This is a genomic window from Moorena sp. SIO1F2 (genome assembly GCF_010672755.1).
GTDB lineage: Bacteria > Cyanobacteriota > Cyanobacteriia > Cyanobacteriales > Coleofasciculaceae > Moorena.
On record NZ_JAAHFV010000209.1, the window covers coordinates 1 to 11,383 of the forward strand.

9 protein-coding genes are annotated in these 11,383 nt (G+C 44.6%); 6 read left to right on the plus strand and 3 right to left on the minus strand.

Annotated features, from left to right (window positions below; all coding sequences use genetic code 11):
• The first annotated feature begins 142 nt into the window (after positions 1–142).
• Complete coding sequence (locus F6J94_RS21710; RefSeq protein WP_293024278.1) at positions 143–1,444, plus strand: RNA-guided endonuclease TnpB family protein; 1,302 nt, start codon at positions 143–145, stop codon at positions 1,442–1,444.
• Between the two features lie 48 nt (positions 1,445–1,492).
• Positions 1,493–2,068 carry a Uma2 family endonuclease gene (locus tag F6J94_RS21715; protein WP_293024276.1) on the plus strand — a complete coding sequence of 192 codons (576 nt, stop codon included), beginning with the start codon at positions 1,493–1,495 and terminating at the stop codon, positions 2,066–2,068.
• A 243-nt stretch (positions 2,069–2,311) separates the two neighbouring features.
• Here F6J94_RS21715 and F6J94_RS21720 read toward each other — a convergent pair whose 3' ends face one another.
• Positions 2,312–2,707, minus strand: a complete 396-nt coding sequence (locus tag F6J94_RS21720; protein ID WP_293044064.1) for a GNAT family N-acetyltransferase — start codon at positions 2,705–2,707, stop codon at positions 2,312–2,314.
• A gap of 121 nt (positions 2,708–2,828) precedes the next feature.
• Positions 2,829–3,698 carry a class I SAM-dependent methyltransferase gene (locus tag F6J94_RS21725; protein WP_293044066.1) on the minus strand — a complete coding sequence of 290 codons (870 nt, stop codon included), beginning with the start codon at positions 3,696–3,698 and terminating at the stop codon, positions 2,829–2,831.
• Positions 3,699–3,816: 118 nt separating this feature from the next.
• Here F6J94_RS21725 and F6J94_RS21730 point away from each other — a divergent pair, with 118 nt between their 5' ends.
• The 4 genes from F6J94_RS21730 to F6J94_RS21745 all read left to right on the plus strand — a co-directional run bounded on the left by F6J94_RS21730 (position 3,817) and on the right by F6J94_RS21745 (position 7,696).
• Positions 3,817–3,996, plus strand: a complete 180-nt coding sequence (locus tag F6J94_RS21730) for a hypothetical protein (RefSeq protein WP_293044068.1) — start codon at positions 3,817–3,819, stop codon at positions 3,994–3,996.
• 42 nt (positions 3,997–4,038) lie between these two features.
• The gene (locus F6J94_RS21735; RefSeq protein ID WP_293024268.1) at positions 4,039–5,274 is read left to right on the plus strand and encodes an LL-diaminopimelate aminotransferase; all 1,236 of its coding nucleotides are present in this window, start codon (positions 4,039–4,041) and stop codon (positions 5,272–5,274) included.
• Positions 5,275–5,490: 216 nt separating this feature from the next.
• The gene (locus F6J94_RS21740; RefSeq protein ID WP_293044070.1) at positions 5,491–5,847 is read left to right on the plus strand and encodes a Spx/MgsR family RNA polymerase-binding regulatory protein; all 357 of its coding nucleotides are present in this window, start codon (positions 5,491–5,493) and stop codon (positions 5,845–5,847) included.
• A 307-nt stretch (positions 5,848–6,154) separates the two neighbouring features.
• The gene (locus tag F6J94_RS21745; protein WP_293044072.1) at positions 6,155–7,696 is read left to right on the plus strand and encodes an NAD(P)/FAD-dependent oxidoreductase; all 1,542 of its coding nucleotides are present in this window, start codon (positions 6,155–6,157) and stop codon (positions 7,694–7,696) included.
• Positions 7,697–7,994: 298 nt separating this feature from the next.
• On the opposite strand, the gene F6J94_RS21750 is transcribed toward F6J94_RS21745, so the two are convergent.
• On the minus strand, positions 7,995–11,383 hold a 3,389-nt coding region (locus F6J94_RS21750; RefSeq protein WP_293044074.1), incomplete at its 5' end, for a CHAT domain-containing protein.

Consider the following 11,383-nt stretch of genomic DNA (forward strand, 5'->3'; position numbering starts at 1 on the left):
ATAATAGTAAGCATGGTCGATTTTGAAGTTACCGTAAGAATAAAGAAGCCTTAATCACAAAGATTTAACCCTTTTATGCATAGCCGACTAACCATAAAGGCTTCTTTATTCTAAGGTTTCATCTCCAACAAGTTTGAGTGCAATGAAACATAAAGCCGTCAAAGTTAGAATTTATCCCACACAAGAGCAAATTCAAGTGTTAGCTCAGCATTTTGGATGCGCTCGTTGGTGGTGGAACTATGCTTTGAATCAGTGCATAGAAACCTACAAAGAAACTGGCAAGGGGCTAAAACAATCTGCACTCAACTCTATGTTGCCAAAGCTCAAAAAACAAAAAGAGACTGAATGGCTAAAAGATTGTTACTCTCAGGTTTTGCAATCCGTGAGTCTCAATCTTAGTCGTGCATATCAAAATTTCTTTGTTCGCGTCAGCGTGGCCTACGGCCAGGGTAGGGCTGAATATCCTAGGTTCAAATCATATCATCATCGTCAATCAATTCAGTATCCCCAGAACGTAAAACAAGTTGGCAACTACTTGAAGTTCCCTGGAAGATTAGGCATTATCAAAGCAATAATCCATCGACCACTAGATGGAGAAATTAAAACTGTAACCGTTAGCAAGACTCCATCTGGAAAATATTATGCTTCGGTGTTAATGGAATATGAGCCGGATGATTTGCAGCCTTCCAAAAAAGGAAATGTTATCGGAATTGATTTGGGTATTAAGGATTTTGCTATTACCTACGATGGCGAAAAGACTTCCAAGTTTGGGAATCCAAAGCACTTAGCCAAGTCCGAAAAGAAACTGACTAAAAAACAGCGTATCGCTGCCCGAAAGAAAAAAGGCAGCAATGGACGCAAAAAGGCCATAAAGATTGTAGCCAAGGTATACGAACGGATTAGAAATGTCCGCCAAGACTATCTGCATAAACTATCTAGAAAGATAGTTGACAACAACCAAGTGGTGGTAGTCGAGAACCTAAATGTCAAGGGCATGCTGTGCGCTACGCGCACGCTTCGCGAACGTAACCATAAATTAGCTAAAGCAATTTCTGATATGGGTTGGGGAACCTTTGTAAACTTCCTGTCTTATAAGTGCGAAAAAGAAGGAAAGGTATTAGTTGAAATAAACCGATGGTTTCCTAGTTCCAAAACCTGCTCTAATTGTCATTACCGAATCAAGGAGTTGCCACTGGATGTCAGGGCTTGGACTTGTCCAAGTTGTGGAACTCACCACGACAGAGATGGTAATGCGGCAAAGAATATTAGAGCAGAAGGGATCAGAATGCTATCCTCCTCTGGGACGGGGGAGGTCAACGCCAGTGGAGAAGAAGTAAGACCAAGACGTGGACGCCCGTCCAAGTTAAGGCATTCTTCCGTGAAGCTGGAAGCCCCGACTTGGCCTTTGGCCACGCTTCGCGAACAAAGAAGTAAGTCGGGGTAGTTCACGCTAGAAACTGTAGGATTAAAGTCAGTAACTGCGAATGGCACGATGGTTAAAACCACCTCCAAACTCACGTTTGACCAATACCTGGAATATGATGACGGCACAGATAACCGTTATGAGCTGGTTGATGGGGAGTTAGTACAATTGCCACCGGAGAGTGAATCAAATAGTTGGAGGGCGATGTGGCTAATGTATCAATTAGCCCAACACATTAACCCTCGTTTAATCAGGATACACGATTGCGAATTGCAAGTTCCAGGAAATCCTCAAAACCGCTATCCTGATTTGGTAGTGCTTACGGAAGCACATCTTCTCCAAACGGAAAAACGCCTAACTATCACCCTTGATATGGAGCCCCCACAGTTTGTTGCGGAGGTAGTTAGCCCCTACAGAAACCAAAATGATGAAAACTACCAACGTGATTACAGTGATAAAGTAAAACAATACCAACAAAGGGCTATTCCTGAATATTGGATTATTGACTCCCAAGACCAATTAGTAACTGTCCTAGTCTTGAAAGACGGTAGTTATCAAAAACAAGAATTTAGTGGGAATCAGCAGATTGTTTCTCAGACTTTCGGTGATTTGAACTTGACCGCTTTACAGGTAATCAATGGGTAAGCTATCAGCTATCAGCTATCAGCTATCAGCTATCAGTTATTAGCTATCAGCCGTCAGCTATCAGCCGTAAGCTATCAGTTATCAGTTATAAGCTATCAGCTTATGCGCTACGCGCACGCTACGCGAACAGCCATTGGCTGTAGGCCAAGCTACACCGAACAGCTTTTGAATAAAATAAGCTGACCACTGACCACTGACCACTGACCACTGACCACTGACCGCTGACCGCTGACCGCTGACCGCTTAGATGACCTTTTGCATCCTAAACCGTTCAAACCCTACCCCACTGAGGAATACAGTCTCCGGTTCAATAATAGTAAATCCCTGTTTGAGAAAGAAATACTTAGAAATTCTGCTAGCTTCAGTATAGAGACAAGTAACCCCTTGCCTTAACGCTTCATCTTCTAATTGTTGGTAAATCGCTGTAGCATAACCCTGGCGAGAGTAGTCTTTTGCCGTAAACAGTAAATCAATGTGATTAGCGGGATGTAATTGACCAAAAGCCCCCACCTTATTGCCATCAACCGCAACAAGTGTTATTCCCATACTCAGCCGTTTGGTAAACTGGTCGGTATCCTTAGGATAGGATGACCAAATCTCTACTTGTTTACTATCATACGCTTCTGAAGCTATTTCCATGATAGCATTTTTGTAGACATCGACAACAGCGTTTGCATCTGATAATTTGTATTTACGGATTAACATTTTTTTATCGGATATCCCGATTCCCGATTCCCGACTACCGATTCCCGATTCCCTTTCAATTTAACTTATAGCGAGCAGTCCACTGTATTTTCCTGAAAAATGGAATATCTTTCAAAACTCTCAGCAAACCAAGTTTATTTTCTGGTTCGTCAAGATAAAACCAATCATCCAGGAATTCAATACCTGGATTCCAACCCTCCAAGTCTTTACTATCTCGAATTCCAAACTTGAACGTAGCATCGTTTCCCAAATGCAAATCCCGTTGTAATTTTCTGTTCATTATTCCTTGCAGGGGCTGCTTTAACCAAGCAGCCTTGAAAAATTCAGCAATAAGTTCACAGCCTGGAAAAGTTGATTGCAGTTTCAACACTAATGATTTTACCTCGTCTTCTTGAAGGTACATAAACACGCCTTCTGCCATAAACAGCACTGAAGCATTGTTTAACTGTCTTATTGCTTCCATCCATTCATAATTCAAGACCGAAGACGGAATAAAACGATAGCGGTCAGTTTCTGGCAACAGTTTCTTTTTAACCGCTATCACCTCTGGGAAATCAAGGTCATAGAATATCACCTTACCGTTATCGATCCGGTGGAAACGAGGATCCAAGCCACAACCAATATTAACAACAATTCCGTGATGCGATCGCTCCAGGAAATTTCTGACATAATCATCATAGCGTTTGGCGCGCATAGCAATATGAACCACCAATTTTTTTTCTACCTTGCCCTTAGCCAAGCTTTGATAAAAATTGTTATCTGACTGGGATAATTCAGGGTTTAATTTATCAGTAATTTCAACAGCTAATGGATCATCTAAAATTGTGTCTTTTGACTGACTTTCTAGGGCATGGCAATACAAAGTCAGTAGGGATGTTGCTGCTACATCACTGATTTCAGTGTTGAGTAATTTCGGAATTTCCATATCAGCTATCAGTGGTGCGTTACGGGACGGAATTTCCCAAAACTGGCTACCGAGAAAATCAGGGCGAGCCCGTCCCTAACGCACCCTACGCAACTCGACCAGATCTCGAACGGGCAGGATGCCCATTCTACAGGTGCGATCCGTGGCGAATTTAATTCTTAATGGGTCAAGCGCACCTAAAAACTTTTCCAATCATTCCATTATTCAGCAACGCTGTTTTTTTTCCGATTCCCGATTCCCGATTCCCGATTCCCGATTCCCTACTCCCTACTCCCTACTCCCTATTCCCGACTTCTGAAAGAAGTGTAAGCTGTGTTGAGGGCGTATATACCAATCTACTATGGCAAGCATTAACGATAACTACCTCAAACTCAAAGCTGGCTACCTATTTCCCGAAATTGCGCGACGGGTCAATACTTTCGCAGAAGCCAATCCCGATGCTAAGCTAATCAAGCTGGGGATTGGTGATGTTACCGAACCACTACCAGCCGCCTGCCGCACCGCCATAATCAAAGCCGTTGAAGAAATGGGCGATCGCGCCACCTTCAAAGGTTATGGTCCAGAGCAAGGCTACCCTTGGTTAAGGGAAAAAATTGCTAGCCACGATTTCCAAAGCCGGGGGTGTGAGATTGACCCTGGGGAAATTTTCATCTCCGATGGCTCCAAGTGCGACACTGGCAACATTCTCGACATCTTTGGCAACGATAACAAGATTGCCGTTACTGACCCAGTTTATCCCGTGTATGTAGACACCAACGTCATGGCTGGTCATACCGGGGATGCTGATGATAGCGGTAAGTATGAGGGTTTAGTTTATCTACCGATTACCGCCGAGAACAACTTCACCGCTGAGATTCCCTCCCAGAAGGTTGATTTAATTTACCTGTGCTTCCCCAATAACCCTACCGGAGCAACCGCTAGCAAAGACTACCTCAAAACCTGGGTAGACTATGCCAAAGCTAATGGCTCGGTCATTTTCTTTGATGCAGCCTACGAAGCCTTTATCACTGACCCAGACCTACCCCACTCCATCTACGAGATTGAGGGAGCAAGGGATTGTGCCATTGAATTCCGCTCTTTTTCCAAGAATGCAGGCTTTACCGGCACCCGCTGTGCATTAACAGTAGTACCAAAGACCCTAACAGCCAAAGCATCCGATGGTTCAGATGTAGAACTGTGGCCACTTTGGAACCGCCGCCATTGTACTAAATTTAATGGGGTTTCCTATATTGTACAACGGGGCGCTGAAGCCGTTTATTCTGAAGAAGGCCAAGAGCAAGTTAAAGCACTAGTTAACTTCTATCTGGAAAATGCCAAAATTATTTGCGATCAACTAACAGCCGCTGGATTAACAGTATATGGTGGCGTAAATGCCCCTTACGTTTGGGTCAAAACACCTAATGGTCTATCCAGTTGGGACTTCTTTGATAAATTACTCAACACTGCCAATGTAGTCGGAACCCCTGGTTCTGGATTTGGTGCTGCCGGGGAAGGTTATTTCCGCATTTCCGCATTTAATAGTCGGGAAAATGTAGAAGAAGCGATGCAGCGAATTACCGATAAATTCAAAGTGTAGTTTTAGGGTAGGGTGTAGGGTTACCAGGTGTAGAATTTAGTAATAAATTAAATAAATTTAATCTGCTATATCCTACGCTCTACACCCTATTTAAAATTATAATTCGCCCCAGTTGTCGGTAAATTAAAATCGGCAAATTCCCTACTCCCTACTCCCTACTCCCTACTCCCTACTCCCTACTCCCTATTCCCTTTTTTTAAAATAAGGAGAAAAATTATGTCAATTAAAGTCTACGGTATCCCCAACTGCGGCACTTGCAAAAAAGCATTTAAATGGCTCCAAGATAACAGTGTTGAGTATGATTTTATCAACACAAAAGAGCATCCACCAACTGCTGAAATGATTAGCAGCTGGGTAGAAGCTTTGGGCTCTAAACCCATGCGTAATACCTCTGGAAAATCCTACCGTGAAATAGGTGAAGAAAAAAAGACTTGGACAGATGAACAGTGGGTTGAAGCTTTTGCAAAAGATGCGATGCTGCTGAAACGACCTCTGTTTGTGAAGGATGGCACAGCGGTATTGGTAGGGTTTAGGGCAAATGAAGAAACGATTCGAGAGAAATTGGTAATATAGAATTTTTATAGCAATTATCAATTGCTTGAGGTAATTGTGTTATGGGTTTTAGGGAGTAGGGAGCAGGGAGCAGGGAGCAGGGAAAAGCGGATGACCAGAACAGTACCAACGCCCTATTTGGAATGCTATTTCACTTTCGATTTAGCATAAAAAATAAATGATAAAACTATCAAAGCTATAAAAAGGGATAGCCTACCATAACAGATACTGAAGAACCGTAAATTTTATTACCCCTACTCCCTACTCCCTACTCCCTACTCCCTACTATAAAATAAACAACATTCCAAACTATCGAGCCCAAGGTTAAATGAGTAAAGAAACAGATATAGTTGTAATTGGCAGTGGGATTGGTGGTTTATGCTGCGCCTCTCTTCTAGCTCGCTACGGTTTTAACGTTACAGTCTGCGAGAGCCACTCAATCCCTGGTGGTGCTGCTCACGCTTTTGAGCGCAATGGATTCAAGTTTGACTCCGGTCCGTCTCTTTACTCAGGTTTGTCTTATAGCCCTTCTTCCAATCCTCTGCGACAACTGCTAGATGCCATTGGTGAGGATTTAACATGGGAAAACTACAACACATGGGGTTGCCGTTTGCCTGAAGGGGACTTTGACACCTCCGTTGGTGCGGATCAGTTTTGTGAGGTTCTAGCCAGGCTTCGTGGTAATGATGCTGTAACCGAATGGCGTGAGCTTCAGCGGGTGATGGAACCCCTAGCTAAGGCTGCGATCGCAATTCCCCTCGCTGCCATCCGTTTTGATCTTGGCGCAGTAGTCACCCTCAGCCGATTTGCCCCCTCTTTCCTACGATATGCTGGGGATTCTATCAAGCTCAGAGGACCCTTTAGCCAGATTATGGACGGTGTTCTCAAAGACAACTTTAGCCGTAATTGGCTCGATTTGCTTTGTTTTCTATTATCTGGACTACCAGCGGATGGAACCATTGCGGCAGAGATGGCCTTTATGTTTGCGGAATGGTATCGACCAGGGGTAGTGCTAGACTATCCCATTGGTGGTAGTGGTGCCCTGGTTGATGCCCTGGTGCGGGGATTAGAAAAACATGGCGGTCAGTTGATAGTTAATGCTCATGTTGAAGAAGTGATAGTCGAGCACAACCGTGCCGTAGGTGTGCGTCTGCGGGGCAGCAAAGAAATCCGAGCCCGTAAAGCAGTAGTGTCTAATATCTCAGTATGGGATACCCTCAAACTACTGCCAGATTCAGCAATACCAAAATCCTATCGAGCCAAGAGAAACGCTACTCCTGAGTGTGACAGCTTCATGCATCTCCACTTAGGGATTGATGCTCAAGGACTAGAAAAAGACCTAGCCTGCCACTACATTATCGTTAATGACTGGGAAAAGGGTGTTACCGCTCCCCAGAATATAGTAGTGCTATCGATTCCATCCCTTCTAGACCCATCCCTAGCACCACCAGGAAAACACGTGATTCACGTTTATACTCCAGGTAACGAACCCTATGAACTCTGGCAGGGGATGAGTCGTAGCAGTGAAGCCTATGCACAACAAAAGCAGGTGCGTGCAGAAATCATGTGGAAAGGATTGGAGCGGATCATTCCAGACATTCGTTCCCGTTGTGAAGTCACTCTAGTCGGTACACCACTGACCCACGAACGCTTTCTGCGCCGCCACCGAGGTTCCTACGGTCCAGCAATTCGAGCAGGAGTTGGCATCTTTCCTGGTCCTGGCACACCCCTACCTGGACTAATGTGCTGTGGAGACTCAACCTTTCCCGGTATTGGTTTACCAGCAGTTGCCGCCAGCGGGATGATTACTGCCAATACCCTTGTACCGGTTTCAAAGCATTTGGAAATGCTGAAAACGATTGGGTTATAGCAAGGGAAGTATAGTTTAGGACATAGTATTTGAGTTTAAAGGGAACAGGGAGCAGGGAGCAGGGAGCAGGGGGAAGAGTGTGGGGAGAGGGGGTAGTGTGGGGAGAGGGAGGAGAGGGAAGAATTAGTTTGAGATTAATTTAGTATCTTTAAATACTTTTTTTCTCATTGTCTTGATGTATTTTATCATCTGAGTCAGGATCTCCCCATCTCCCCATCTCCCCATCTCCCCATCTCCCCATCTCCCGATTCCCTACTCCCTACTCCCTACTCCCTACTCCCTACTCCCTACTCCCTGTTCACGGATCACCAACTAGCAGGAAAGCAGCCCAAAAGTAGGGATGGCTAAAGCTTTGATTTCCAAATTCTGACAATTGTGAAGATAACGCAATTCTCTTACCAGAGATATATAAGTGATCATTCTCAATCCGGACATTGCCTCGAATCATTGCTAACTGTGCCTGTCGCAAGGCTTCAGTTTTACTGGGTGTCTTTCTTAACTGACGGTAAAACTCAGTAGTCAGCCCCATAGCCCCTTGGTCACTGACAGACCAAAGGGTTGCTAAAGTGGAGTCAACCCCTGCCTGAAACGCTGATCCAGCAAAACCTAGCTCTGCTTCCCGATTGCCTAAAGCAGTTTGGCAAGCGCTGAGTACCAACAACTCTACCGATGGCTCAGAAAATAGATTTTCCAGTTCATCGAGCCCCAGTTTTTTGTCCCACATTTGAATATAAGAATTTTCAGGAGCTCCCTGATTAAACTGAGCATGGGTAGCTAAGTGAATGATGCCAAATTTCCGTTTTTTTCGTTGAGCCTTTAAATTTTCCAGAGTGAAGCTTTCGTTGAGAAAATAGTTACCTTTCCACAGTTTGTTGATAATTGTTTGTAACTCGACTTTTACCCAAGGCAAATCCTCTTTATCAGAAAATTGGGAGGCTCCCATCGCCAGCAGTCGGAAGGATTGAACATTGGTAAACCGAGAATAGGTCAAACTAAGACTAGGCACCAGGCTGACACTATAATTTTCCACTAGATAGTTCTTTTGATCGTGCAGAGCAGCCAGGGGTAGGGAGCGCAAACCCTGATCCATGGCAAATATCAGGCTGTCGATCTTATTAGCTTTTAACTCAGCCTCCAACGGTCCGATCAGCCATTGGTAAAGTTGCTGAGCTGGTTTGAGATGCTCCTTATCATCAAAGCTTCGGGGATTTATCAGTGTTCGATGAAAAGTCCTGATCTTAGCTAGGACCTCAGCACGATTTGCGTTATAGACTCGCCGCAGAACTGGATTACCCTCTGCTGTGATCAGCAACAGTTCTAGCTGGTCATCGGTTTTTTGTAAGCATTTTTCCGGTTCTGAAGATAGATCAGAGGCTTGGTAACCAAATCGTCGGTCAATTTCGGCTGCTGGGATTGCTGGAGTTTGGCATCGCGTTCCTGGTAATGTCAGGGAGTTTTTGACAAAACTGACATAAATAACCCCACTCTTGAGACCCGTCTCCCGCTCAAGCTCACGAATGCGATCGCGCACATCATTCTGAGTATAAATTTTGGTCTTGAGCTGTCGCAGAAAGTATGCCTGATATTCTTCTGTGAAGGCTTTTTCTATGCCATAGACTAGGTCACTTTTAACAGTCGCCTCCAGTGTAATTGGTTGCTCTACCAATGGTGGAACCTCTGGCGGTGTTATTGATGAGTTATCCGGTGTGGGGATTTTTGAGTCTACCTGTTGTGAAACTTTTAGATCATCCGGTAGTAAAACCGTTACATCATCTGGTGGTGTATCTGTACCGGTGTCACCATCGGTTGGTGTATCGATACCGGTGTCACCATCGGTTGGTGTATCGATACCGCTGCCACCATCGGTTGGTGTATCGATACCGCTGCCACCATCGGTTGGTATATCGATACCGCTGCCACCATCGGTTGGTATATCGATACCGCTGCCACCATCGGTTGGTGTATCGATACCGCTGCCACCATCGGTTGGTGTATCGATACCGCTGCCACCATCGGTTGGTGTATCGATACCGCTGCCACCATCGGTTGGTGTATCTGTACCGCTGCCACCATCGGTTGGTGTATCGATACCGCTGCCACCATCGGTTGGTGTATCTGTACCGGTGTCACCATCATCCGGTGGTGTACCGGTGCCACCATCCGTTGGGTCTCCCGGATTAAAAGTAATCTCTCCTGGTGTACCTCTGATAGCATCTAACCGTGAGTTAGATTCTATTTGTTCTCGTATTGCTTGTCTATCAGCTTCGCTAGTAATGTCAGGAGCGAAGACTATGATATCACCAGCATTTCCACCCCTCTGAGCTTGTGTGTTGATCTCAATATTATCAAAGTTAACATTGTTTGAATCTGGAACCTTAAAGGTTATATTACCAGAATCTCCACCGTTTGATGCCTCGGTAATAATTGTGAGAGTCTCACCATTTACCTGAATGCTTCCCTGTGCAGTTTCCAAGGTTACATCACCAGAATTACTACCCCCTGTTTCTGTCGTCCTAATCGTGGTAATAATCAAACCATCATTATTACGGAATATAATGTCGTCTTGAGCTGATAAGATTACAGGTCCAGCATCACCCTGATCAGAACTCGTATCGATATTACCAATAGTGATACTCCCTTCCGATGAATTCTGTTCGAGATTAGAAAATTCTGTGCCCTCTACCGTGACTGATTGATTAGGATCAAAATTAACTGGATTACTCAATTGATCCTCACTCAAACCTGCTCGCAAAATCAGAGAGCGGCTTTGGGTCAAATTATCAAAATCTGGATCGGAAGTGGGAATCGAGCCAGTGGTATCTGGCTGTGTGATCTTTATATTTCCCCCCTGAATACTTCCGGTAGATTCTACTTTCAGAGAAGCTCCTGTATAATCCCCAAAGATGACATCGCCTCTAGAGATAATAATCGGGTCATATAAGCTCAGAAAATTACCTGGTTTACTAGATAAATTCAGAATCGAGAAACTACCATCACTGGCAAAGTGAGCATCTCCGGAAATAATCCCATCACTAACTAAACTGAGATTACCGCCACTCTGAAAAGGTGTCTTGGGATGATTCAGTGCCAGAATATCAATACCTAAATCCCCCTGAATGTAGAGGTCTCCTCCCGCTATAGCATTGAAGGGATTCTCAACAGTATCCCTTACCACCACTTCATTCTGAGCCAGTAGGTTTAAGTCTCCCGTAGTAGACAGCTGGCTTTCTACTAGAGTCAGGTTATTTTTGGCCGATAGGGTTGCAGTCTGTGCCGTTACTTGCTTTGCCGCTACATCTCCAGAGGCCAAAGTGATGCCTGAATCTTTCAACGTTACAGTACCATCACCATTATCCTTGAATTCTGTGGCATGACCTACATCAGCGCCAGTTAAAAGTTCAGGAAATTGCACAGGCGTCAAGGATTGTTGGTCAGTTAGTAGGGGCTGAATTTCCAAATTGAGCAAGTGCCCCTCTTGGCTAATTTTCACTAAACTTTCCCCTGGTACAGCAGCTACCGTAATTTTTCCATCTTGTGCTACCAGTTCTCCAGTACTGATCACAGTGCCACCGAGTAAGGTTAGGTTATTTCCTGGTGTCACCTCTAGCTGGCCCTGATTGATAATGGCTCCTGGTGTACCTAATGTCTCGAACCTAAAGACACTAGGTGTTCCAATTAAAGAAAAGA

What these genes read in the sequence shown, in the direction of transcription:
- F6J94_RS21710 (WP_293024278.1), top strand. Translation starts at nt 143, where the DNA reads ATGAAACATAAAGCCGTCAAAGTTAGAATTTATCCCACACAAGAGCAA.
- F6J94_RS21715 (WP_293024276.1), top strand. Translation starts at nt 1,493, where the DNA reads ATGGTTAAAACCACCTCCAAACTCACGTTTGACCAATACCTGGAATAT.
- F6J94_RS21720 (WP_293044064.1), bottom strand. Translation starts at nt 2,707, where the DNA reads ATGGAAATAGCTTCAGAAGCGTATGATAGTAAACAAGTAGAGATTTGG.
- F6J94_RS21725 (WP_293044066.1), bottom strand. Translation starts at nt 3,698, where the DNA reads ATGGAAATTCCGAAATTACTCAACACTGAAATCAGTGATGTAGCAGCA.
- F6J94_RS21730 (WP_293044068.1), top strand. Translation starts at nt 3,817, where the DNA reads ATGCCCATTCTACAGGTGCGATCCGTGGCGAATTTAATTCTTAATGGG.
- F6J94_RS21735 (WP_293024268.1), top strand. Translation starts at nt 4,039, where the DNA reads ATGGCAAGCATTAACGATAACTACCTCAAACTCAAAGCTGGCTACCTA.
- F6J94_RS21740 (WP_293044070.1), top strand. Translation starts at nt 5,491, where the DNA reads ATGTCAATTAAAGTCTACGGTATCCCCAACTGCGGCACTTGCAAAAAA.
- F6J94_RS21745 (WP_293044072.1), top strand. Translation starts at nt 6,155, where the DNA reads ATGAGTAAAGAAACAGATATAGTTGTAATTGGCAGTGGGATTGGTGGT.